Annotated in this window: 22 protein-coding genes; 10 read left to right on the forward strand and 12 right to left on the reverse strand. The window is 73.2% G+C overall.

From position 1 onward, the window contains the following. Positions 1-18: 18 nt before the first annotated feature. From AC3EU2_RS14015 to AC3EU2_RS14035, 5 genes are all read right to left on the reverse strand, one after another. Positions 19-960 (reverse strand): hypothetical protein, encoded by a 942-nt coding sequence (locus tag AC3EU2_RS14015; RefSeq protein ID WP_488176904.1) that lies wholly within the window; start codon positions 958-960, stop codon positions 19-21. A 125-nt stretch (positions 961-1,085) separates the two neighbouring features. Beyond that, positions 1,086-1,400 (reverse strand): AzlD domain-containing protein, encoded by a 315-nt coding sequence (locus AC3EU2_RS14020; RefSeq protein ID WP_488176905.1) that lies wholly within the window; start codon positions 1,398-1,400, stop codon positions 1,086-1,088. Continuing rightward, positions 1,397-2,143 (reverse strand): AzlC family ABC transporter permease, encoded by a 747-nt coding sequence (locus tag AC3EU2_RS14025; RefSeq protein ID WP_488176906.1) that lies wholly within the window; start codon positions 2,141-2,143, stop codon positions 1,397-1,399. Before AC3EU2_RS14025 ends, AC3EU2_RS14020 begins: the two co-directional genes overlap by 4 nt. Continuing rightward, the gene (locus AC3EU2_RS14030; protein ID WP_488176907.1) at positions 2,140-2,733 is read right to left on the reverse strand and encodes an N-acetyltransferase family protein; all 594 of its coding nucleotides are present in this window, start codon (positions 2,731-2,733) and stop codon (positions 2,140-2,142) included. The genes AC3EU2_RS14025 and AC3EU2_RS14030 overlap by 4 nt, the downstream gene beginning before the upstream one ends. Further along, positions 2,730-3,458: an enoyl-CoA hydratase-related protein gene (locus AC3EU2_RS14035; RefSeq protein ID WP_488176908.1), complete on the reverse strand. Its 729-nt coding sequence runs from the start codon at positions 3,456-3,458 to the stop codon at positions 2,730-2,732. The genes AC3EU2_RS14030 and AC3EU2_RS14035 overlap by 4 nt, the downstream gene beginning before the upstream one ends. Positions 3,459-3,499: 41 nt before the next feature. Here AC3EU2_RS14035 and AC3EU2_RS14040 point away from each other — a divergent pair, with 41 nt between their 5' ends. Then, a complete protein-coding gene (locus AC3EU2_RS14040) occupies positions 3,500-4,309 on the forward strand; it encodes an FAD-binding oxidoreductase (protein ID WP_488176909.1) in 810 nt (269 codons plus the stop codon). On the opposite strand, the gene AC3EU2_RS14045 is transcribed toward AC3EU2_RS14040, so the two are convergent. Next, the gene (locus AC3EU2_RS14045) at positions 4,297-4,761 is read right to left on the reverse strand and encodes a dihydrofolate reductase (protein ID WP_488176910.1); all 465 of its coding nucleotides are present in this window, start codon (positions 4,759-4,761) and stop codon (positions 4,297-4,299) included. The genes AC3EU2_RS14040 and AC3EU2_RS14045 overlap by 13 nt on opposite strands. A gap of 116 nt (positions 4,762-4,877) precedes the next feature. Further along, positions 4,878-5,669 carry a thymidylate synthase gene (locus AC3EU2_RS14050; protein ID WP_488176911.1) on the reverse strand — a complete coding sequence of 264 codons (792 nt, stop codon included), beginning with the start codon at positions 5,667-5,669 and terminating at the stop codon, positions 4,878-4,880. Between the two features lie 50 nt (positions 5,670-5,719). Between AC3EU2_RS14050 and dapA the strand changes: the two genes are divergently transcribed. The 3 genes from dapA (at position 5,720) to AC3EU2_RS14065 (ending at position 11,252) form a co-directional block, all read left to right on the forward strand. Then, positions 5,720-6,607, forward strand: coding sequence for a 4-hydroxy-tetrahydrodipicolinate synthase (gene dapA, locus AC3EU2_RS14055; RefSeq protein WP_488176912.1), 888 nt, complete (start codon positions 5,720-5,722; stop codon positions 6,605-6,607). Then, entirely contained in the window at positions 6,604-8,289 is a 1,686-nt protein-coding gene (locus tag AC3EU2_RS14060) for a ribonuclease J (protein WP_488176913.1), read from the forward strand. The genes dapA and AC3EU2_RS14060 overlap by 4 nt, the downstream gene beginning before the upstream one ends. Positions 8,290-8,534: 245 nt before the next feature. Then, entirely contained in the window at positions 8,535-11,252 is a 2,718-nt protein-coding gene (locus tag AC3EU2_RS14065; protein ID WP_488176914.1) for an FtsK/SpoIIIE family DNA translocase, read from the forward strand. Positions 11,253-11,287: 35 nt separating this feature from the next. Here the strand turns inward: AC3EU2_RS14065 and AC3EU2_RS14070 are convergent, their stop codons facing one another. Together AC3EU2_RS14070 and AC3EU2_RS14075 are read right to left on the reverse strand one after the other, a co-directional pair. After that, positions 11,288-11,587 carry a hypothetical protein gene (locus AC3EU2_RS14070; protein WP_488176915.1) on the reverse strand — a complete coding sequence of 100 codons (300 nt, stop codon included), beginning with the start codon at positions 11,585-11,587 and terminating at the stop codon, positions 11,288-11,290. Then, on the reverse strand, positions 11,584-12,330 hold the full coding sequence (locus AC3EU2_RS14075; protein ID WP_488176916.1) for a MauE/DoxX family redox-associated membrane protein: 747 nt from the start codon (positions 12,328-12,330) through the stop codon (positions 11,584-11,586). Before AC3EU2_RS14075 ends, AC3EU2_RS14070 begins: the two co-directional genes overlap by 4 nt. A gap of 71 nt (positions 12,331-12,401) precedes the next feature. Between AC3EU2_RS14075 and AC3EU2_RS14080 the strand changes: the two genes are divergently transcribed. Further along, positions 12,402-13,109: an ion channel gene (locus tag AC3EU2_RS14080; protein WP_488176917.1), complete on the forward strand. Its 708-nt coding sequence runs from the start codon at positions 12,402-12,404 to the stop codon at positions 13,107-13,109. A 9-nt stretch (positions 13,110-13,118) separates the two neighbouring features. On the opposite strand, the gene AC3EU2_RS14085 is transcribed toward AC3EU2_RS14080, so the two are convergent. After that, positions 13,119-14,303 (reverse strand): dipeptidase, encoded by a 1,185-nt coding sequence (locus tag AC3EU2_RS14085; protein WP_488176918.1) that lies wholly within the window; start codon positions 14,301-14,303, stop codon positions 13,119-13,121. A gap of 78 nt (positions 14,304-14,381) precedes the next feature. Between AC3EU2_RS14085 and rimO the strand changes: the two genes are divergently transcribed. From rimO to AC3EU2_RS14110, 5 genes are all read left to right on the forward strand, one after another. Then, a complete protein-coding gene (gene rimO / locus AC3EU2_RS14090; RefSeq protein ID WP_488176919.1) occupies positions 14,382-15,782 on the forward strand; it encodes a 30S ribosomal protein S12 methylthiotransferase RimO in 1,401 nt (466 codons plus the stop codon). Further along, positions 15,779-16,435 (forward strand): CDP-diacylglycerol--glycerol-3-phosphate 3-phosphatidyltransferase, encoded by a 657-nt coding sequence (gene pgsA / locus AC3EU2_RS14095; protein ID WP_488176920.1) that lies wholly within the window; start codon positions 15,779-15,781, stop codon positions 16,433-16,435. The genes rimO and pgsA overlap by 4 nt, the downstream gene beginning before the upstream one ends. Beyond that, the gene (locus tag AC3EU2_RS14100; RefSeq protein ID WP_488176921.1) at positions 16,432-16,935 is read left to right on the forward strand and encodes a CinA family protein; all 504 of its coding nucleotides are present in this window, start codon (positions 16,432-16,434) and stop codon (positions 16,933-16,935) included. The genes pgsA and AC3EU2_RS14100 overlap by 4 nt, the downstream gene beginning before the upstream one ends. Positions 16,936-17,077: 142 nt before the next feature. After that, on the forward strand, positions 17,078-17,377 hold the full coding sequence (locus tag AC3EU2_RS14105) for a helix-turn-helix domain-containing protein (RefSeq protein WP_035933792.1): 300 nt from the start codon (positions 17,078-17,080) through the stop codon (positions 17,375-17,377). Positions 17,378-17,388: 11 nt separating this feature from the next. Then, a complete protein-coding gene (locus AC3EU2_RS14110) occupies positions 17,389-17,955 on the forward strand; it encodes a GrpB family protein (protein ID WP_488176922.1) in 567 nt (188 codons plus the stop codon). Here AC3EU2_RS14110 and AC3EU2_RS14115 read toward each other — a convergent pair. Both AC3EU2_RS14115 and AC3EU2_RS14120 read right to left on the reverse strand, forming a co-directional pair. Next, positions 17,940-18,806, reverse strand: coding sequence for a DNA-formamidopyrimidine glycosylase family protein (locus AC3EU2_RS14115; RefSeq protein ID WP_488176923.1), 867 nt, complete (start codon positions 18,804-18,806; stop codon positions 17,940-17,942). The two genes, AC3EU2_RS14110 and AC3EU2_RS14115, sit on opposite strands and share 16 nt — an antisense overlap. Before the next feature lie 45 nt (positions 18,807-18,851). Continuing rightward, entirely contained in the window at positions 18,852-23,579 is a 4,728-nt protein-coding gene (locus AC3EU2_RS14120) for an ATP-dependent helicase (RefSeq protein WP_488176924.1), read from the reverse strand. Between the last annotated feature and the right edge of the window lie 3 nt (positions 23,580-23,582).

The following is a 23,582-nucleotide window of genomic DNA, read 5'->3' on the forward strand; positions in this document are numbered from 1 at the left end:
CGTGACCTCTCGACCCGCTCACCACAGGTGGAGGTCACCGGCGGGCACCCCCAGGGCGGCACCCAGACGGGTGAGCGTCGCGATCCGACGACTGCGCGTGAAGACGTCGTCGGCGAAGAGCTCGAGGAAGGTCCAGCCGTCGTCCTCCGCGAGCAGCCGCCGGGCGTGGTCGACGCCGCGCTGGCGGATGGTCGCGTGGTGGGCGCCCTGGTACTCGCCGATCACCCGCTGCCGGCGCCACACGAAGTCGCCCTCGAGCATCCACCCACCGTCCTCGAACATCACGGGCACGTTGAGCTCGGGTTCGGGCAGGCCGGCGCGGTGGAACATCAGGCGCGTACGGGTCTCCATCGGGGACCTGACGCCGGGGCGCACGAGCCCCAGCGCCTCGGTGAGCAGGACCTTGCCACGCGGTCGGACGCGGCCGCGGAGTCTCTCCGCCATGAGCTGCACGGGCTCCTCGTCCGGATCGGTGCGGAGCAGGTTCGCGACGGCGTCCCCGGCGACGACCAGGTCGTCACGCGTCAGCCCGCGACGCAGCACCTCGCCGAGGTCGCACCAGGTGTCGGCGAGCGCGGTCACGCGCAGCCCGGCGTGGTCGCACACCACGCGCGACTCCAGCCCGCGGTGGCCGATGCACCCGTCCCGGCGCACCCGACCCCGTCGCGTCGACCACACGACGTCGAGGTCGAACTGGCCCTCGACCCTCGTGGGCAGGGGGAGTCCCCAGAGGATGGCCGCCGTGACGTGGGAGAAGGCGTGGTCCTCGCGGGGCATCGCCGCGGCGAAGGCTGCGGCCCGGGCCTGCAGCGACGACGGCGGTGTGACGACCCGCACCCCGCGGGTGACGACGGTGAGGTCACCGCGGTCGAGCCTGCTCAGCGGCACGCCCGAGTCCCGGGCCAGGTCCCGGGTGATGGGAGCCGTCCGCAGGGGCTCGGGTAGAGGGGCAGGACGCACCGCACCAGCGTGGTCGCAGCGCCGCCGACCGATCCCGCGTTCTCCACAGCCCACGGACGAGTGGTCACGACACCCCGTATGCCGTCCGCCCATGCGGGGTGTCGTGACCTCTCGTCCGTGCGCCCTCAACCCCAGCCGAGCGCCCGCAGGCCCGCCGCCACCGCCGCGGCCCCGATGACGACGACGAGGAAGTTCGCCCGGAGCAGCAGGAGCACGACCGCCGCCCCGACCGCGGCCAGCCGGGCGTCGACGTGGAGCGACCCGTCGTCGCCGCCGAAGGTCTGGATCGCCACGAGGCCGGCGAGCAGCGCCACCGGCAGCAGCGCGAGCACCCGGCTGCGCCTGGGCCCGTCGGCCCACGCGGCCGGCACGAGGTAGCCGGCGAGCTTCGTGGCGAAGGAGAGCCCGGAGGCGAGCAGCACGATCGTCCATGAGCTCACGGCACGTCCTCCGGGTCGACCCGCTCGTGGCGGCCGCCGCCGGACAGCCCGATGACGACCGCGGCGAGCACCGTGAGGATGACCGGTACCCCCACCGGCAGCAGGGGTGAGGTGAGGAGCGCGATCGCGACGGCGAGCACCATCGTCGCGGCCGCGTCGCGGCTGCGCAGGCGCGGCCACAGCAGCGCGGTGAAGGCCGCGGCAGCGGCGGCGTCCAGCCCCCACCGCTCCGGCTCGCCCAGCGCGTTGCCGACGAACGCCCCGACGAGCGTCATGAGGTTCCAGAGGGCGAAGACGGTCAGCCCGGTCGCCCAGAAGCCGAGCCGGCCGGCGTGCCGGTTCTCCTGGCCCACCGCGACGGCCGTCGACTCGTCGATGGTGACGTGGGCGGCGAGGAGCCGACGCAGGCCGCCCACCCCGAGGAGGCGCGAGGTCTGCAGCGCGTAGAGCCCGTTGCGCAGGCCGAGCAGGGTGGACGTCGCGACCGCCGCCGGCCCGGTGCCGCCCGCCCCGAGGATGCCCACGACCGCGAACTGCGACCCGCCGCTGAAGAGCAGGACGGACAGGGCGACGGTCTGCAGGATGCTCAGCCCCGACGCGACGCCGAGCGCACCGAAGCTGATGCCGTACGCGCCGGTCGCCACGCCGACCGAGAGGGACTGTCGCAGAACGGCTTTGCGCTGCCCACCGGCCAGCGGTGCGTATGCCGCGTGCGCACCTTCGTGCGCGTCGGCCGCGCTCACCCCTCCTGCTCCGCGTCGTCGGGAGCGAGCGAGGCGACGAGGCGCACCTCCCGCAGGGTGTCGCCGTCGGGGGAGACCACCCGGTCACGGTAGGCCCCGTCGGGCCCGAGCCCCGAGGCGACGAGGAAGGCCCGGGTGGCCTCGTCGTCGGCGAGGACCCAGATCGCGACGTCCTCGGCGCCGGCGCCGCGCAGGTGGTCGACGCAGGCGTTGAGCAGCCGCGAGCCGTGACCGAGCCGCCGGCCGCCGGGGTGCACGCCGATGGCGGTGACCTCACCGCGCGCCGGACCGGCGTCGGGGTCCTGGCTCGGGCCGATGGCGGCGAAGCCGACGACCTGCTCGCCGGCGCGGGCCACGAGCAGCCGGTGGACGCCCTCCGGCGGGTGCTCGAGCGAGCTGCGCCACGCCTTCGCGAAGGAGGGGGCGACGAACTGGGCGACGACGTCGTCGGGCACGCGGCCGGCATACGCCTGGGCCCAGACGGCCGCCTGCACCACCCCGACGGCGGGCGCGTCGGTCGGCACGGCCGTGCGCACGCTCGCGTCGGCGGTCGGCCCGGCGGCGTGCGAGTGTCCCTCGTGCTCGCTCATCGGCCCAGGAACTCCGGCGTGCGGCGCTCGCGGAAGGCGGCGCGTCCCTCCGACAGGTCGTCGCTCGACCACGCCGTGGCGAAGGCCGCCTCGTAGCGTGCGACCTCGGCGTGGTCGCCGCCGTGCGCCTCGAACCCGAGCTTGGACCCGGCCTGGGTGAGGGGAGCGAGGTCGGCGGCGCGCGATGCCAGCGCCACCGCTGCGTCGAGGTCGCCGCGCTCCTGCGCGAAGCCCAGCCGCCACGCGTCGTCGGCCGTGAGCACCGCGCCGGTCAGCACCATGTGCCGGGCCGCGCCCTCGCCCCAGAAACGGGTCACCCGCTCGAGCGTCCAGTGGTCGACCATGAGTCCGAGCCTGGCGACCGGGACGGCGAACCGCGCGTCGTCGGTGACGACCCGGAGGTCGCACGCCACGGCGAGCTGCATCCCGAGCCCCATGCACGACCCCGAGATCGCCGCGACCGTGGTGACCGGCGCCGCGGACAGACGGGCCAGGACCTCGGCGAGACGGTCGGTGAAGCCGACGTCCTCGAGCTCGGTGAGGTCGGCGCCGGCGCAGAAGTGGCCGCCGGCCCCGGTGACGACGAGGGCCCGGGAGTCGCCGGCTGCCCGTTCGACGGCTCCGTCGAGCTCGTCGAGGGCGTCGAGGTTCAGGGCGTTGCGTCGCTCCGGTCGGTCGAGGGTGATGACCGTGACCCGGTCCGTGCTGCGTGAGTGAATCGCCACGCGGTCGAGCCTAACCGGGCGGCGTTTGTGAGGATGGGGCCGTGTCCCTGCTCCGTCGGCCCACGAGGCCGCACCCGGTCTTCCGTCCCCTCGTCGTCGCCGAGGTGGACCCGGTCGCCGAGCACGCCGTGTCGATCGGGTTCGACGTCGGCACGATGCCCGTCTTCCTCGACTACCGGGCCGGGCAGTACGTCACGCTGCGGGCCCTCGTCGGTGGCGAGGACGTCCGCCAGTCCTACTCGATCTGGGTGCCGCCGAGCCGCGCCCGCAGCGAGGGCATCATCCGGGTCGCGGCCGCCGCGGTGCAGGGCGGGCGGATGTCCCCGTGGCTGGCCACCGAGGTCGAGGTCGGCGAGGTCATGGGGGTCCTGCCGCCGCTGGGGGAGTTCGTGCTCGACGAGGTCGACGTGCCGCGCCACCACGTCGGGGTCGTCGGCGGCTCCGGCATCACGCCTGTCCTCGCGATCGCCGCCGCGGCCCTCGAGCAGCACCCGGAGTCCACGGTCGACCTCATCGTCGCCAACCGCACCCGGGAGTCGACCGTCCTGGGCCGCGAGCTCGACATGCTGGAGGCCGTCGCCGACGGGCGGCTCCGCGTGGAGCACGTCCTCAGCCGTGAGCGCGTGCCCGGGGTGCGCCGCGGCCGGATCGACGCGCTGGTCGTGCGCGACGTGCTCGGCGACGTCGGCGGCATCGAGGGGGTCGACGACTGGTGGCTGTGCGGGCCCGAGGGCCTCATCGCCGACGTCGAGTCGTGGCTCGGCGGTCAGGGCATCGCCGCCGGGCACATCCACCGCGAGCGGTTCACCTCCACCGGGCCGGTCGACCCGCTCAGGGCTCAGCGCTCGTAGGTCACCCAGGCGAAGCCGTCGCGCTCCACGCGCGCGGTCTCGCGCCACTGCGTCCGGTCGATCTCGGGGAAGCGCACGTCGCCCTCGGGCTCCTGGTCCACCTCGGTGATGAGCAGGCGGCGCGCGAACGGCATCGCCTGCTGGTACACCTCGCCGCCACCGGCGACGAAGACCTCACCCTCGGGACCCGCGAGTCCGAGCGCGTCGTCGAGCGAGTGGACGGTCTCGACGTCGGGGTGGTGCCAGTCCGGCTGCCGGGTGATGACGATGGTGCGCCGACCCGGGAGGACCCGTCCGATCGAGTCGAATGTCCTTCGCCCCATGATCATCGCGTGGCCCATCGTCGTCCGCTTGAAGAAGGCGAAGTCCTCGGGCAGGTGCCATGGCATGTCGTTGTCGGCACCGATGACGCCGTTGCGTCCCACCGCCGCGATGAGTGTCACCTGGGTCATGCCGCTCACTGTATGACCCACCGACACCCGCCGGTATGCCGTCCGCTCACGTCGTGCGCACGGCGTGCGCGGACGGCACACGGACCTCGCGCGGACGGCATACGGACGTCGTGAGGTCAGACCGCGATGGGCGCCTTGATCGGCGGGTGCGGGTCGTAGCCGACGAGCTCGAAGTCGTCGAGGTCGTAGGCGTCGATGCTGTCCTTGCGCGCGATCGTCATCGTCGGGAGGGCCCGCGGCTGACGGGTGAGCTGGAGGCGGGCCTGCTCGAGGTGGTTGGAGTAGAGGTGCGCGTCGCCGAGAGTGTGGACGAACTCGCCCGGCTCGAGGTCGGTGAGCTGGGCCACCATCATCGTGAGCAGCGCGTAGGAGGCGATGTTGAACGGCACCCCGAGGAAGACGTCGGCCGAGCGCTGGTAGAGCTGGCACGACAGGCGGCCGTCGCTCACGTAGAACTGGAACAGGGCGTGGCACGGAGGGAGCGCCATGTCGTCGACGTCGGCGACGTTCCAGGCGCTGACGATGTGGCGGCGGCTGTCGGGGTTGGTGCGGATCGAGTGGATGACCTTGGCGATCTGGTCGACCTCGCGCCCGTCGGGGGTGGGCCACGAGCGCCACTGGTGCCCGTAGACGGGGCCGAGGTCGCCGAGCTCGTCGGCCCACTCGTCCCAGATCGAGATGCCCCGCTCCTGCAGCCAGCGCACGTTGGTGTCGCCGCGCAGGAACCACAGCAGCTCGCCGATGATCGACCTGAGGTGCAGCTTCTTCGTCGTCACCACGGGGAACCCCTCGGCGAGGTCGAACCGCATCTGGTGGCCGAAGACCGAGCGGGTGCCGGTGCCCGTCCGGTCGGACTTCTCGACACCCTCGTCGAGGATGCGGTCGAGCAGGTCGAGGTACTGGCGCATGGGCCAGAGCGTAGCCGCGCCCTCGGACGGCACCCACTACCCTGAGCCGCATGACGACGAACCCCTTCGGCCGGGTCCTCACGGCCATGGTCACCCCCATGCATCCCGACGGATCGGTCGACGAGGTGGGGGTGCGTGCGGTCGTCGAGCACCTCGTTGCGACCGGTCACGACGGGATCGTCGTCAACGGCACGACCGGCGAGTCCGCGACGCTGACCGACGACGAGAGCATCGACGTCGTGCGGATCGCGGTCGAGACGGCCGGGGACCGGGCCGCCGTCACCGCCGGGGTCGGGTCCAACGCCACCGCGCACAGCATCGAGATGGCGGCCCGGGCGGCCGCGGTCGGAGCCCACGCGCTGCTGCTCGTCTCGCCGTACTACAACAAGCCGACCCAGGCCGGGCTGCTCGCGCACTGCCGCGCCGTCGCCGACTCGACCGAGCTGCCGATCATGCTCTACGACATCCCCGGGCGGACCGGCACGCCGTTCGCGACGGAGACGCTGATCGCCCTCGCCGAGCACCCGCGGATCCTGGCCGTCAAGGACGCCAAGGCCGACCTCTGGGCCTCGAGCCACGTCATGGCCGCGACCGACCTGCTCTGGTTCAGCGGCGACGACGTCCTCAGCCTCGCCCACCTCGCCCAGGGCGCCGTCGGGGTCGTCTCCGTCGTCGGCCACGTCGCCGGCAGGGAGTATGCCGCGATGCTGGCTGCCACGAACCGGGGGGACTACGCGTCCGCCCGGGAGATCCACCACCGGCTCATCCCCGCGGTCGACGCGATCATGACCCAGTCGCAGGGGGCGATCATGGCCAAGGCGGCCCTCGTCGAGCTCGGCGTCATCCAGTCGGCGTTCGTGCGGCTGCCGCTGGTCGAGTCGCCCCCGGAGCACCTCGACGTCCTGCGTCACGGCCTCGCGGAAGCAGGGCTGCGGTGAGCCACCCGCACCCCGAGCTCACCCTGCCGCCGGCCCTCGTGGACGGCGGCGTCCGTGTCGTCGCCCTCGGCGGCCTGGGCGAGGTCGGCCGCAACATGGCCGTCATCGAGCACCGCGGCCAGCTGCTCGTCATCGACTGTGGCGTCCTCTTCCCCGACGACCACCACCCGGGCATCGACCTCATCCTCCCGGACTTCAGCCACATCGCCGACCGGCTCGACGACGTCCAGGCGGTCGTCCTCACCCACGGCCACGAGGACCACATCGGGGCCGTCCCGTTCCTGCTGCGCCTCAAGCCCGACCTCCCCCTCGTCGGCTCGCAGCTGACCCTGGCCCTCATCGAGGCCAAGCTCAAGGAGCACCGGATCACGCCCCTCACGCTCACCGTGAAGGAGGGCGACCGCGAGACGTTCGGCGTCTTCGACTGCGAGTTCGTCGCCGTGAACCACTCCATCCCCGACGCGCTCGCGGTGTTCGTGCGCACGCCCGGCGGGACGATCCTGCACACCGGCGACTTCAAGATGGACCAGCTGCCGCTCGACGGCCGGCTCACCGACCTGCGTGCCTTCGCGCGTCTCGGTGAGGAGGGCGTCGACCTCTTCATGACCGACTCGACCAACGCCGAGGTGCCGGGGTTCACGACCCCCGAGAAGGACATCGCCCCCGCCATCGACCGGGTCTTCCGCGACGCGCGCCGCCGGATCATCGTCGCGTGCTTCTCCTCGCACGTGCACCGCGTGCAGCAGGTCCTCGACGCCGCCGAGAAGTCCGGCCGCAAGGTCGCGATGGTCGGCCGCTCCATGGTCCGCAACATGGGGATCGCCGCCGACCTCGGCTACCTCAAGGTGCCGGACGGCATCCTCGTCGACTTCAAGCGGCTCGGAGACCTGCCGGACGACAAGGTCACGCTCATCTGCACCGGCTCGCAGGGTGAGCCGATGGCGGCCCTGTCGCGGATGGCCAACCGGGACCACCAGATCGAGGTGGGGGAGGGCGACACCGTCCTCCTCGCCTCCTCGCTCATCCCGGGCAACGAGAACGCCGTCCACCGCGTCATCAACGGGCTCATGCGCCTCGGCGCGGACGTCGTCCACAAGGGCAACGCCCGCGTCCACGTCTCGGGCCATGCCAGCGCAGGCGAGCTCCTCTACTGCTACAACATCGTCAAGCCGCGCAACGTCATGCCGGTGCACGGCGAGTGGCGGCACCTGCGGGCCAACGCCGACCTCGCGCTCGCGACGGGCGTCCACCCCCGGGGTGTCGTCGTCGTCGAGGACGGCGTCGTCGTCGACCTCGTCGACGGCCGGGTCCGCGTGGCGGGGGCGGTGCCCTGCGGCTACGTCTACGTCGACGGGTCCTCGGTGGGGGAGGCCGACGAGGGCCTGCTCAAGGACCGCCGGATCCTGCGCGACGAGGGCTTCATCTCGGTCATCGTCGTCATGGACTCCTCGAGCGGCAAGATCGTCGCCGGACCCGAGATCACCGCCCGCGGCTTCATCGAGAGCGACGTGGTCTTCGACGACGTCATGCCGAGCCTGGTCGCGGCGCTCGACGACGCGACGGCGCAGGGGGTCGTCGACAGCTACCAGCTCGAGCAGGTCATGCGGCGCGCCATCGGCGGGTGGGTCGGCCGCAAGATCCGTCGCCGCCCGATGATCATCCCCGTCGTCATCGAAGCGTGACTCGTCTCGTGACCGACTGATTGCGCATTCCGACCGGCTCGCTGGCGCTCGCCGTCTCTTGACCGACTGATTGCGCATTCCGACCGGCTCGCCGGAGCTCGCCGGGCGGAATGCGCAATCAGTCGGGGGGCTCGTCGGGCGGAATGCGCAATCAGTCGGGGGGCTCGTCGGGCGGAATGCGCAATCAGTCGGTGGGGCGCGTGTGACGCGTGTGTCCAGGGTGACTTTCGCCTAGGGTGCGGAGCATGGCCTCTCGTTCGACGACACCAGCGCGCTCCCGCACGGCGAGCAGCCGTCCGGCGAACCGGCGCGCGCCCGCTCGCACGACGAGCCGCAAGAAGGCACCCGCCAAGGGCGCCACCCCCCTGCCCCTCGCCGCCGTCAAGGGCGCCTGGATGGGCCTGGCCCACGTCACCGGCGGGACCGTCCGCAAGGTCTCCTACGTCGGCCAGGACCTCGAGCCCGAGCACCGCCGCGACGGCGCCGGCCTCGCCCTCATCGCGCTCGCCGTCGTCGTCGCCGCCCGCGAGTGGTGGGGTCTCACCGGTGTCGTCGGCAACGCCGTCCACGCCGTGGTCGCGGGCACCTTCGGGCGCGTCGCCTACGCCCTCCCCATCGTCCTCCTCCTCTTCGGCCTCCACCTGTGGCGCACCCCGCGGGGACACTCGGCCACCAACCGCATGTCCATCGGCACCGCCCTGCTCGCCTTCGCGGCCTGCGGCGTGGTCCACGTCTCCGCCGGCATCCCCCAGCCCCCGGCCGGGGCCGACGGGATGCGCGCGGCCGGCGGCATCATCGGCTTCCTCGCCTCGAGCCCGCTCGAGGCGGCGGTCTCCGTCTACGGCACGATCCCGCTGCTCCTCTTCCTCGGCATCTTCGGGCTGCTCGTGCTCACCGCGACGCCCGTGCACGAGATCCCGAACCGGTTCGACCACCTGCGGGCCGCGCTCCTCGGGCACCCGCTGCCCGAGCGCGACGCCGACGTCACCGACGAGGTCCCGGTCAAGAAGCCGCGGCGCCGCCGTGACTTCACCGACGAGCCGATGGTCGGCGACGAGGCTTACGAGCAGGCGGCGATCGTCGACTACGAGGAGAAGGGCAGGTCCGGCAAGGGCAAGGCGCCGGCGACGCCGGCCCCGGCCGCGGACGACAGCGGCTTCCGCCCCGGCCAGAAGCGCCCGACCGCTCCCGGGGTCCTCGCCCCCTCCGCGGCACCGGTCGAGCAGGTCCGGCTCGAGGCGCCCCCGACGACGCCGCTGCCGCAGCGCGTCGAGCAGCTGTCCCTCGCCGGCGACATCACCTACACGCTCCCCGACAACGCCGCACTCAAGCAGGGCGCGCCGCACAAGGAGCGCTCCGAGGCCAACGACCGGGTCGTCGAGTCGCTGACGACCGTCCTCGACGAGTTCGGCATCGACGCCCAGGTCACCGGGTTCACCCGCGGCCCGACGGTCACCCGCTATGTCGTCGAGCTCGGCCCCGGCATCAAGGTCGAGCGCGTGACCGCGCTCTCCAAGAACATCGCGTATGCCGTCGCGTCGGCCGACGTGCGCATCCTCAGCCCCATCCCGGGCAAGTCCGCGATCGGGATCGAGATCCCGAACCCGGACAAGGAGATGGTCTGCCTCGGCGACGTCCTGCGCAGCCGGGTCGCGCGCGACAACCACCACCCCATGGTCATGGGCGTCGGCAAGGACGTCGAGGGCGGCTACGTCATCGCCAACCTCGCGAAGATGCCCCACCTCCTCGTGGCCGGTGCGACGGGCTCGGGCAAGTCGAGCTTCATCAACTCGATGATCACGTCGGTGCTCATGCGCTCCACGCCGGACGAGGTGCGCATGGTCCTCGTCGACCCGAAGCGGGTCGAGCTCACGGCCTACGAGGGCATCCCGCACCTCATCACCCCGATCATCACCAACCCCAAGAAGGCCGCCGAGGCCCTCCAGTGGGTCGTGCGCGAGATGGACACCCGTTACGACGACCTCGCGGCCTACGGCTACAAGCACGTCGACGACTTCAACAAGGCGGTCAAGTCGGGCAAGGTGCAGCCGCTGCCCGGCTCCCAGCGCGTCATCCACCCCTACCCCTACCTGCTCGTCATCATCGACGAGCTCGCCGACCTCATGATGGTCGCGCCGCGCGACGTCGAGGAGTCGATCGTCCGCATCACCCAGCTCGCGCGGGCCGCCGGGATCCACCTCGTGCTCGCCACCCAGCGCCCGTCGGTCGACGTCGTCACCGGCCTCATCAAGGCCAACGTGCCGAGCCGGATGGCGTTCGCGACGTCGTCGCTGGGCGACAGCCGGGTCGTGCTCGACCAGCCCGGCGCCGAGAAGCTGCTCGGCCAGGGTGACGGACTCTTCCTGCCCATGGGCTCGAGCAAGCCCATGCGTGTCCAGGGTGCCTGGGTCACCGAGTCCGAGATCCAGGAGATCGTCGCCCACGTCACCGGCCAGCTCAAGCCGACCTACCGCGACGACGTCACCGTCGTCGCGTCCAAGAAGCAGATCGACGACGACATCGGCGACGACCTCGACCTGCTGCTGCAGGCCACCGAGCTCGTCGTGACGACGCAGTTCGGGTCGACGTCGATGCTGCAGCGCAAGCTGCGGGTCGGCTTCGCCAAGGCCGGCCGACTCATGGACCTCCTGGAGTCCCGTGGCGTCGTCGGCCCGTCCGAGGGCTCCAAGGCCCGCGACGTGCTCGTCCGCCCCGACGACCTGCCGACGACCCTCGCCCTGATGCGCGGCGACGAGGTGCTCGACGCCGACCCTGCCTTCGACAACGAGGCGCTCGACGCCCCGTCGGAGGCGTCACCGCGCCCGGAGCCGCGACCTGCCCCGCACGACCGCTACGGCGTCGACGCCGTGGCTGCCGACCTCGAGAGCCGGCCGCGGGTCGAGTCGTGGGACGAGGACGAGGACGACAGCGAGGACGCCTGGGAGCTCACCGGTCGGAGGTGACCGGGTCCGGCTCGGCAGGGGCCGACACCGGGTCATCAGCCGTCGGCGCGTCTGCGGGCGTGTCGGACACCTCCTGCAGGGCGTCCTCGACGTCGTCGATGAAGGACGACCTCGTCCGAGCCGCCCACCGGCCCCCCGGCGAGGTGGCCGTCCACTCCCATCAGCACCGCGCTGGGCGACCTCGTCAGGCCCAGGCTCGTCCAGAGGAGCGCGGCGTGGTCGAGGAGCGTCCCGGCCGGCGGGGTGCCGACGAGCTTCTCCGCGATGGGCACGGCGGAGACGATCCGCACGTCGACCCGGGCGAGGCGCGCGTTCCAGCCGTCGAGATCGGTCATCGCCGCCTTGGTCGACGCGCAGTAGCAGTTGACGAAGACGAGCAGCTGGGCCTTGTGGTGGGACAGCTCGAGAAGGGTGACCGGCCCCCGGTCGGGTCGGTGGAGCACGGCCGAGGGCGTGGGGACCCGCGCGTACCCGTCGTCGTTTCCGTCCTCGCCTCGCCGGGGAACGCGGCAGGGCCGACCGATCCGACCGGCCCGCCCGGCTCGGGCGTCGACGCGCCGGCGGCCCGGGGCGCCGAAGACCCCCCGAGGACGAGCCCGGTGACGACGCAGGCGAGCGCGCCGAGCGCCAGCCACAACCCGTCGCCGCGGTCGGCTCCGCCGAGGAGCGACCAGACGGTGCGGCCGGAGACCGCGAGGGCCGTGGAGGCCACGGCGGCCTTGACGAGCAGCGTGTTGCGCAGCAGCGTCCGCCCGATGACCTCGTGGTTGCCGACCTCGCCGAAGCAGTCGCAGGACGGGCGGGGGGAGAGGGTGAGCCCGCGCGCGATGAGCCCCCAGTAGACCGCCATGAGGACGAGCGCGCCGCCACTGGCGAGGGCGAACACCGGCTGCCAGGGCGTGAGGAGCCCGGCGACGAGGGCGAGCTCGGCCACGGGAACGGCGCCGGCCAGGGCCCGCGGGAGCAGCCAGGCAGGGAGCTCGAGGTTGGCCACGACCGAGCGCAGCGACTCGCCCCTGCCCCCTTGGCGGCGGCGGCCAGGCCCAGCACCCCCCGCGAGCACGAGCGGCGGGATCACTCAGGCGGCGTGGCGCATGTCGTCTTCCTTGGTCGGCGCTGCCATCCGCGGACGCGCCTAGAGTGACGCCCATGGAGACCACTCTCTGGGACGACCTGCGCGAGCCTCCGACCCGCACCGAGCGGTGGGCCGCGGTGCTGCGCAAGCAGCCGTCCGCCTTCCTCCTCGCCGTCCAGCTGCTCGTCATCGTGCTGCTGCCGTGGTTGCAGGACCTCACGTACGGCCGCGTCGCCCTGAGCGTGCTCAGCCTCAGTGCCCTCACGGTCGCCGTCTTCACGGTGCGCAGCACCCCGGCCCTCACGTGGCTCTCGGTGCTCCTTGGTCTGCCGGCCGGGATCCTCGAGGTCTGGTCCACGGTCTCGGACGACAACTCGCTCATCGTGGCACTGGCCCACACCACTTTGTCGCTCTTCTACTTCTACACGGCCTACGGCCTTGTCGCGTACATGTTCGAGGACGCCTGGGTGACCAAGGACGAGCTGTTCGCGGTGGGCGCGGCGTTCACGGTGCTCCTCTTCGCCTTCGCCTACCTGTTCCTCGCCGTGCAGGAGGTGTGGACCGGCTCCTTCATCGGTCACCGCGAGGGAACGGACCGCACGTTCCTCGAGCTGCTCTTCTACTCCGCTGCCAACCTCACCAGCGTCGGGCTCTCCGACGTCGTCGCGGTGGGTCCGCAGGCGCGTGCGATCGCGATCCTCGAGTCGCTGGCCGGCGTCATGTACGTCGCCATGGTCATCTCGCGGCTCGTCGCGCTCACCGTGATGCGCAACCAGCGCTGAGTCGCCGGCTCAGCGGCCGTCGAGGTCCTCGATCCGTGCGACGCTCGGGCCACGGGTCGCGGAGACGTCGCGCGCGACCTCCTCGACGCCCTCGAGCACCCGCATGGCGTTGCCCCACGTGAGCCTGCCGAGGTCGTCGTCGGACCAGCCGCGCTCGGCGAGCGCGCCCAACAGCCTCGGGTAGCTCGCGACGTCCTCGAGCCCGGTGGGGAGCTGGTCGACGCCGTCGTAGTCGCCACCGAGCCCGATGTGCTCGATGCCGGCGACCTCACGGACGTGCTCAACGTGCGCGACGACGTCGTCGACGGTGGCGTGGGGCTGCGGGTTCGTCTGCTTGTACCGCTCGATGAAGGCGCTGTATGCCGTGTGGTCGGCCCAGTGGACGTCCTCCGTCGCGGCCGCGTCGGCGGCCTCGAGGTCCCACTCGCGCACGGCCGGCGAGATGAACTTCGGGACGAAGGTGACCATGCAGAGCCCGCCGTTGGTCGCGAGCGCCGAGAGGACGTCGTCGGGGACGTTGCGCGGGTGGTCGCACACGGCCCGGGCCGAGGAGTGCGAGAACATCACCGGTGCGACCGAGGCGTCGAGCGCGTGGCGCATCGTGTCGGCCGAGACGTGGGAGAGGTCGACGGCCATGCCGATGCGGTTCATCTCGCGCACCACCTCGCGACCGAAGGGCGAGAGGCCGCCGAGGGCCGGCTCGTCGGTCGCCGAGTCGGCCCACGGGACGTTGTCGTTGTGGGTCAGCGTGAGGTACCGGACACCGAGCGCATGCAGCATCCGGAGCGCACCGAGCGAGCTGTCGATGCTGTGACCGCCCTCGGCGCCCATGAGCGAGGCGATGCGGCCCGACGCGCGGGCCTCGCGGACGTCGGCCGAGCTGACGGCGAGAGCGAGCTCACCGGCATACCGGCTCGTCATCCTCCGCACGAAGTCGACCTGCTCGAGGGTGGCCGTGACCGCCCGCTCACCGGCCCACTTCGCGTCGACGTAGACCGACCAGAACTGCGCGCCCACGCCACCGCGGCGCATCCGGGGGAGGTCGGTGTGGGTCGAGGGGACCTCGCCGCCGATGTCGAGGCGGTCGAGGTCGTACGCCACCTGCTCGCGAGCCGCCCACGGGAGGTCGTTGTGACCGTCCCAGACGGGGTGGCTCGCGAGCAGGTCGGCGATGCGTCGGGGCGATGAGGTCATCGCCCCAACCTAGGTCACCTCAGGGCTGCGGATCCGGGCCTGCAGGCGGACTGCTCCGGCGCAACTAGAGTGGCCCCCATGCCTGCTTCCGACACGACCTCCCGCTCGGTGGCCGTCGTCACTCTGGGCTGCACCCGCAACGACGTCGACTCCGAGGAGCTCGCCGGACGGCTCGCCGCGGGCGGCTGGACCCTCGTCGATGACGCATCGGAGGCGGACGTCGCCGTCGTCAACACGTGCGGGTTCGTCGAGCAGGCCAAGAAGGACTCGATCGACAGCCTCATCGAGGCGTCCGCCCTCAAGGAGACCGGCCGCACCCAGAAGGTCGTGGCGGTGGGCTGCCTCGCCGAGCGGTACGGCCAGACCCTGGCCGACGAGCTCCCCGAGGCCGACGCGGTCCTCGGCTTCGACACGTACGCCGACATGTCGACCCACCTGCGGACCATCCTCGACGGCGGCACCGTGCCCAGCCACGTGCCCAGCGACCGCCGCAAGCTCCTCCCGCTCTCCCCGGCCACCCGTCAGAGCGCCGCCGCCGACGTGGCGCTGCCCGGGCACTCGGCCCCGCGCGCCCGGCTCGGGACCGGACCGTGGGCCCCGCTGAAGATCGCGAGCGGCTGCGACCGTCGGTGCGCCTTCTGCGCGATCCCGATGTTCCGCGGGTCCTTCGTGTCGCGCCGCCCCACCGACGTCATCGACGAGGCGCGCTGGCTCGCCACCCAGGGCGTGAGTGAGCTCTTCCTCGTCAGCGAGAACTCCACGTCGTACGGCAAGGACCTCGGGGACCTCGCCCTCATGGACGCCCTCCTGCCCGAGCTCGCCGGGCTCGACGGGATCGAGCGCGTACGCGTCTCCTACCTCCAGCCGGCCGAGGTCCGACCCGGGCTGCTCGACGCCATGGTCGCGATCCCCGAGGTCATGCCGTGGTTCGACCTGTCCTTCCAGCACGCGTCGGCGCCGCTCCTGCGTCGCATGCGGCGCTTCGGCGGCACGGAGGCGTTCCTCGGCCTCATCGACGACGTCCGCCGCCGCTCACCGCTCGCCGGCATCCGCAGCAACGTCATCGTCGGCTTCCCGGGCGAGACCGAGGCCGAGGTCGACGAGCTCGCGCAGTTCCTCACGGCGGCGCGCCTCGACGTCGTCGGGGTGTTCGGCTACTCGGACGAGGACGGCACCGAGGGCGAGCTGCTGTCCGACAAGGTCCCCGCCGCGGCCATCGCCGATCGGGTCGAGCGCATCACCGACCTCATCGAGGAGCTCACGGCCCAGCGCGCTGAGGACCGCATCGGTGAGACGGTGCGGGTGCTCGTCGAGGAGACCGACGACGAGACGGGCGACGCCGTCGGTCGCGCGGAGCACCAGGGTCCCGACGTCGACGGCACCACCCGGGTCGTGGGGGTCACGGCCGCCCCCGGCGAGACGGTGCTCGCGACGGTCGTCGGGACCGAGGGCATCGACCTGGTCGCGGACCCGACATGACCGAGCGTACGACCCCGGTCTCCCGGATCGCCCCCAGCGCGTGGAACGTCGCGAACGGGCTGACCGTGCTCCGGCTGCTCCTCGTGCCGGTGTTCGGGTGGCTGCTCCTCTGGGGGGAGGGCCAGGACGCGTCGACCCGGTGGTGGGCCCTCGGCGTCTTCACCGTCGCGATGATCACCGACCGGATCGACGGCGACATCGCGCGCAGTCGCGGCCTCATCACCGACTTCGGCAAGGTGGCGGACCCGATCGCCGACAAGGCGCTCGTGACCATGGCCCTCATCGGGCTCTCCCTCATCGGCGACATCCCGTGGTGGATCACCGTCGTCATCGTCGTGCGGGAGTGGGGCATCACCGCCATGCGGTTCTGGGTGATCCGCCACGGCGTCATGGCGGCCGGACGCGGGGGCAAGGTCAAGACCCTCCTCCAGGCCCTTGCCCTCGGGTTCTTCGTCCTCCCGCGCTTCTCGCTCCCGCTCCACGGTGCGCTCGACGTGGTGGCGTGGGTGACGCTCGTCGCGGCCCTCGTCGTCACCGTGGTCACCGGCGTGGACTACGCCGTCGACGCCCTCCGCCTGCGCCGCACCAGCCCGCGCGCCCTGGCCAAGAAGGCTGCCCGCGCCGCCAGGCGGGACCCGGAGCAGCGCGGGTGACCGCACCGGACCCCGCACCCGGTCGCGGACCGGAGGCCGTCGTGCCGCTCCTCGTCGCTCGGGGGTGGACGGTCGGCACCGCCGAGTCGCTCACGGGCGGGCTCGTCTGCGCCGCGCTGACCTCGGTGCCGGGCTCGTCGGACACGGTGCGCGGGGCCGTCGTCGCCTACGCCACCGACGTCAAGGCGGACCTGCTCGGTGTCGACCGCCGCCGGCTGTCCGAGGTGGGGCCGGTCGATGCGCTCGTGGCCGCGCAGATGGCCCTCGGCGTGCGACGTCTGCTCGGCACCGACGTGGGTCTCGCGACCACGGGAGTCGCCGGCCCGGGACCCTCCGACGGCGTGCCGGCGGGCACCGTCCACGTCGCGGTGTCCGGCCCGTGGGCTCCCGAGCCGACGACCCGCGCCCTGACCCTCACCGGCGACCGCGACGCCGTCCGGTCCGCGTCGGTGGTCGCCGTGCTCGACCTGCTCGCCGAGGCGCTGACCCCGTCGCCCTGACGACACACCGGCGCTCTCCCGACCGCGACGACCGGCGACCTGCGGGAATAGCCCAACTCGCCGAACCCTTCGACGTGAGGTGCCCCCCGCGATGTAGCGTGGAGTCCACGACCACCGGCACACAGCGAAGGGAGGCCCGCTCATGATCCTGCTCCGACACGAGCTCGGTGAGGTTCTGCGTGAGCGCCGCCAGGACCAGAGCCGCACCCTGCGTGACGTGGCCGCCTCGGCATCGGTGTCCCTCGGTTATCTCAGCGAGATCGAGCGCGGTGTCAAGGAGGCCTCCTCCGAGCTCCTCGCCGCCGTGTGCGACGCCCTCGACGTGCCGATGTCCATCGTCCTCGACGACGTGAGCCGCCGCGTCGCCCACGTCGAGTCGCTCAGCGCCCCGGTCTCGCTGCCCGTCGGGGACCGCGCCGTCGTCTCCGCGTCCGCGGCCTGAGCCCACCTGCGGTGGCCGACCCGGTCGTCGGGGAGAAGCCGGAACCCTGGTCCGTCCCCGTCGTGCTCCACGACCCGGATCCGACGTGGCCGGCCGTCGCGACAAAGGACGCCGCCGAGATCCGTGCCGCCCTGGGACCGACGGCGCTCGCCGTCGAGCACGTGGGGTCGACCTCGGTGCCGGACCTCCCGGCCAAGCCGGTCATCGACATCCTCCTCCAGGTGCCGGACTCGGCGGACGAGGACGCCTACGTCCCGGCCCTGGTCTCGCTCGGCTACTGGCTGCAGATCCGCGAGCCCGACTGGCTGGAGCACCGCGTGCTCTACCGGACGACGGCACGGGGAAGCACGCACAACGTCAACCTGCACGTGCTCTCGCCCGGCCTCGCGTCGTCGGAGATCGCGCGCATGCTCACCTTCCGGGAGCGGCTCCGCTCCCACCCGGGGGACCGGGAGCGGTATGCCGCGGTGAAGCGCGAGCTGGCCACGCGCCGGTGGCGCTACGTCCAGGACTACGCGGACGCGAAGTCCGAGATCGTCGAGGACATCCTGCGCCGGGCCGCTCAGGCGCGGCGGTAGGGGTTCGACCGTCCGCCCGAGGAGCCGAGCGGGCGCTGCGCCCGGCCGTCGTCGCCGGGGGCCATGCCTCCCTGGCAGGCCGGGCAGTAGAACATCGTCCGCTCCCGTCCGGCGGGCCCGATCATCGACACCCGCACCGGGCCGCCACAGCGACGGCACGCTCGTCCGGAGCGCGCGTGCACGTAGTGCTCCTCGCCGCGACGCCGCACGCCGGTGCTCGACTGGACGGCGTGGTGGCGTGACGCGTCCATGAGGCGGTGGATCCGCGCCACGAGGGCCTCCACCCGGTCCGCGCCCACCTCGCCGGCCGGGGTCCACGGGCCGACGCGCTCGATGAAGAGGGACTCCGACGCCCACAGGGTCCCGACGCCGGCGAGCACCCGCTGGTCGAGCAGGGCCGCCCCGACCACGGTGCCCGAGGTGAGGAGGTTCGCGACGGCGCGCTCCGGGTCCCAGTCGGGCCCGAGGACGTCGGGTCCGAGGTGGCCGACGACGTCGCCCTCCCGGGAGGTCGGCACGATCTCGAGCAGGCCCAGCCGGAGGCCGAGGGCCGACCAGGTCTGCGTGCCGACCGCGGCACGCAGGTCGGCCCGACGCAGCCAGCGCGCCGTGTCCGCGACGCGCTCGACCCTCCACTGCCCCTCCATCTTGAGGTGGGAGTGGATGGTCAGCCCGGTGTCGACGCGGTGCAGCAGGTGCTTGCCCCGGCTCACCACGCCGATGGTCGCCGCGCCGCGCAGGTCGGCCGTGGCGATCTCGGGGAACCGGAAGTCGCTCAGCGTGATCGTCTCGCCGGACAGAGCCTGGTTGAGCCGGTGAGCAGTGCGCCAGACGGTGTCACCCTCAGGCACGTTGGCCCACCCGAGCCGGGGCCGGGCACGACGCCGCCACGGTGGTCATCGCCGCAGGCGCAGCCCGCGCGGCGTCGCGTGGAAGCCGGCCTGGGCCAGCGCGTCGACGAGCGGGTGGCCGGACCCGAGGAGCGCGCCACCGTCCGCCTTCTCGACGGTGAGGCGCCCGAGGGCACCCTCACGCACCGCCAGGGCGAGGGCGTCGGCGGCGGCCTGCAGGCTCACGCCGTCGTCGGTCCACGAGAGCAGCGTCTTGCCACCCCGCTCGACGTAGAGGACGAGCTCACCGTCGACGAGCACGACGAGCGCGCCCGCCTTGCGACCGGGCTGGTGCCCCTTGCGTCCGGGGACGTCGGACTCGTCGGCACCCTCGGGCACCGGGCGGTCCGGCCACGGCAGCGCCGCGCCGTAGGCGTTGGCGGGGTCGGTCGCGGCGAGGACGAGGGCGCGCTGGTCGCTGGGCTCCGGGGACGCCCCGAGGGCCCGGGCCCCGGCGCGGAGCCGGTCGATGGCCCCGGTCGTCGCGAACTGCGCCGCCCCGAGCGACTCGACGAAGTAGCCGCGGCGCACCCGACCGGACTCCTCGGCCGCGGCGAGGACGCGGTAGACGGCGGCGAACCCGCCGGGCACGTCCTCGGCGACGACGCTGCCCCGGGTCAGCACGCCGTAGCGGTCCTGGAGGATCTCGGCCGTGGCGAGGGTGCGCACGGTGGTCTCGGTCTCCACCTCGGGCAGCAGCGCCCAGCGCCCGGCGACGGTCGCCGGGGCGGACCGGGCGACGTTGAGCGGGCGTGAGCCACCCCGTCGCCCCCCGAGGGTGCCGAGGGAACCGGTGCGGCCGGCATACCTCGTCGAGCGGGGACCGGACGTGGCCCGCTTGTGGGCGGTGCGTCCCCCGGCGAGCAGCGCGCGCACCGGGGTGAAGGTGTCGCCCGAGACGTGTCCCGACCAGACGAGCGACCAGAGGGCGTCGACGACCTCGGTGTCGCTCGCCTCGACGGCGTCGGCCAGGGCGCGGAAGAAGTAGGCGCCTCCTCGGGAGAGCACGTCGAGGACGGTCTGCGCCCGGTCACCGAGCTCGGCGTCGTCTGGCGCGGTCATCGTCAGGTGGGCCGTGTCGGCGAGGTGGAGGGAGACCCAGCCGTCGTCGCCGGGGAGGGAGCCGTGGCCGCGCCAGACCACCTCGCCCACGCTCATCAGCTCGTCGAGCATCGCGGGGGAGTAGCCGGCGACGCGCGCCGGCAGGACGAGGGTCTCGAGGGAGCTGGCCGGCAGGACGGCCCCGGCCAGCTGCTCGACGGCCCGGATGAGGCCCTCGCGCCCGCGCAGGCCTCCCCCGACCGACTGCCACTGCGGCAGGAACCGGGCGAGCTCGACCGCCGCGACCGGCTCGACCTCGGCCCGCAGGGCGGCGAGGGAGCGTCGGCGCAGCGTGCGCAGCACCTCGGCGTCGCAGTAGTCGAGGCCGTGCTGGCCACCGCCGCTCTCGGTCGGCAGCAGCTCGCCCTCGACGATCCGACCGGCCGAGACCAGCCGGCGCAGCGCGTCCATGGCGACGGCCGGGCCGACGCCCCACCACTGCGCGACCGCGACGACAGGGAAGGGGGCGTGCGTACGTGCGTAGCGGGCGACGAGGTCGCCGAGCGGGTCGGGCACGGGGTCGAGGAAGGTCTGGGGGACACCGACCGGCAGCGAGACCCCGAGGGCGTCGCGCAGCCGGGAGGCGTCCTCGATGGCGGCCCACCGCTCCTCGCCGCCGACCCGGACGCGGATGAGGCGGCGCGCGCCCTCGAGCTCGACGAGCCAGCCACCGATCTCGCTCGTGCTCGCGCCGTCGCGGGTGCGGGCCTCGATCTGCGCCAGCGTCAGCGGGCCGAGGGTGCGCAGGAGGTCGGCGACGTCCTCGCCGTCGCGGCAGCGTCGCTCCTCGGCGAGGCGCTGCAGCTCGGACTCGGTGCGCGCCACGGCCTCCGGGTCGAGGAGGTCGCGCAGGGACAGGCCCTCGCCGCGACCGAGGAGCTCGGCGAGCAGCGTCGGGTCGAGCGACAGTGCCGCGGCCCGCTTCTCCGCCAGCGGTGAGTCGCCCTCGTAGAGGAACTGGGCGACGTAGCCGAACATCAGCGACCGGGCGAAGGGGGAGGGCTGGCTCGACTCGACGTCGACGAGCGTCACCTCGCGAGAGGCGATCGAGGACATGAGGGCCGTGAGACCGGGCACGTCGAAGACGTCCTGCACGCACTCGCGGACGGTCTCGAGGACGATGGGGAAGGAGGCGTACTGGCTCGCCACCTCGAGCAGCTGGGCGGCGCGCTGGCGCTGCTGCCACAGCGGCTGTCGCCGGTCGGGCCGGCGCCGGGGCAGCAGCAGCGCCCGGGACGCGCACTCGCGGAAACGGGCGGCGAAGAGGGCGGACCCGCCGATCTCGCCGGTGACGAGGTCGTGGACGTCGTCGGGCTCGAGCCGGACCAGGTCGAGCAGCTCCGCCGCGGCGCCGCGGCCGGACGAGCCCTCGCCGTCGAACTCGAGGTCGGGCAGCCGGAAGACGATGCCGTCGTCGCCGTGCATGGCCTGCACGTCGACCCCGAACCGCTCGCGCATGCGCGCCGAGACGCACAGGGCCCAGGGGGCGTGGACCTGGCCACCGAACGGGGAGTGGACGGCGACGCGCCAGTCGCCGATCTCGTCCCGGAAGCGCTCGACGACGATGGTGCGGTCGTCGGGGACGTGCCCGGTGGCCGCGCGCTGCTCCTCGAGGTAGGCGACGAGGTTGTCGGTGGCCCACTCGTCGAGCCCGGCCGCGGACACCCGCTTGCGGGCCTGCGCGGGGGTCGACGCCGCCACCTCGCGCACGAACGCCCCGACGGCCCGGCCGAGCTCGGCCGGCCGCCCCAGCTGGTCGCCCTTCCAGAACGGGAGCTTGCCCGGCTGGCCCGGGGCCGGGGTGACGAGGACGCGGTCGTGGGTGATGTCCTCGATCCGCCACGTCGAGGTGCCGAGGGTGAAGACGTCGCCGACCCGCGACTCGTAGACCATCTCCTCGTCGAGCTCGCCCACGCGCCGTCCGGTGCCCTCACCGGTGGCGAGGAACACGGCATACAGGCCGCGGTCGGGGATCGTGCCGCCCGAGGTGACGGCGAGGCGCTGGGCGCCCGGGCGCCCGGTGAGCACCCCGGTGACGCGGTCCCAGACGATGCGCGGGCGGAGCTCGGCGAACTCGTCGCTCGGGTAGCGACCGGAGAGCATGTCGAGGACGGACTCGAGGATGGAGCGGGGGAGGGAGGCGAAGGGGGCGGCGCGCCGCACCACCTGCTCGAGGTCGTCGACGGCCCACTCGTCGAGCGCGGTCATCGCGACGATCTGCTGGGCGAGGACGTCGACCGGGTTGGCCGGGACCCGCAGCGACTCGATGGCCCCGAGCCGCATGCGCTCGACGACGACGGCGGTCTGGACGAGGTCGCCGCGGAACTTGGGGAAGAGGATGCCGTGCGAGACGGCCCCGACCTGGTGCCCGGCGCGTCCGACGCGCTGGAGGCCGCTCGCGACGGACGGGGGCGACTCGACCTGGACGACGAGGTCGATGGCGCCCATGTCGATGCCGAGCTCGAGGCTGGAGGTGGCGACGACCGCGGGCAGCCGGCCGGCCTTGAGGTCCTCCTCGATGAGCTGGCGGTGGTCCTTGCTCACCGACCCGTGGTGGGCCCGTGCGAGCACGGCCGGGGCGCCGGCGGACCTGCCGGCCTGCGCCATCACCTGGGCCGGGGTGCGGGAGCGCGCCTGGCGGGGGTCCGCCTCCGCCGGCTCGCCGTCCTCGAGCGCCCGGGCCTGCGCCTCCAGCTCGAGCCGCTCCTCCCAGATCTCGTTGAGCCGCGCGGTGAGCCGCTCGGCCAGCCGACGCGAGTTGGCGAAGACGAGCGTGGCCCGGTGCGACGCGATGAGGTCGACGATGCGCTCCTCGACGTGAGGCCAGATCGACGCGCGCCGCTCGGCCCCGGCGGCTGGACCGCTGAGGTCGCCCTCGACGACCTCGCCCAGCGAGGACATGTCGGGGATGGGCACGACGACGTCGAGGTCCCACTCCTTGGTCGAGGGCGGGCGCACGACGTCGACCGGTCGACCGCCCGCGAGGAACCGCGCGACCTCGTCGACGGGCTCGACGGTGGCCGACAGGCCGATGCGCTGCGCGGGCCGGTCGAGCAGCGCGTCGAGGCGCTCGAGCGAGAGGGCGAGGTGGGCGCCCCTCTTGGTGCCGGCGACGGCGTGGACCTCGTCGAGGATGACGGTCTCGACCCCGCGCAGCGCCTCGCGGGCCTGCGAGGTGAGGAGCAGGAAGAGCGACTCGGGGGTGGTGATGAGGATGTCGCTGGGCGCCCGCGCGAAGACGCGTCGCTCGGCGGCGGGAGTGTCGCCGCTGCGGACCGACACCGTGATGTCGGGCGGTGTGGAGCCCAGCCGGGTCGCGGCGTGACCGATGCCGACGAGGGGGCTGCGGAGGTTGCGCTCGACGTCGACGGCCAGCGCCTTCATCGGCGAGACGTAGAGGACCCGGCAGCGACGCAGCTTCTCCTCGGGGACGGGCTCGGACCCGAGACGGTCGAGGGCCCAGAGGAACGCGGACAGCGTCTTGCCCGACCCCGTCGGTGCCACGACGAGCGCGTGGTGCCCGCTGCTGATGGCCTCCCACGCCCCGGCCTGGGCCGGGGTGGGTGCGCTGAACGAGTCCCGGAACCACGTCGCCGTGGGCGGGGAGAAGCGCTCGAGAACGTCGGTCGTCATGAG

Source organism: Knoellia sp. B-D-2, assembly GCF_057714695.1.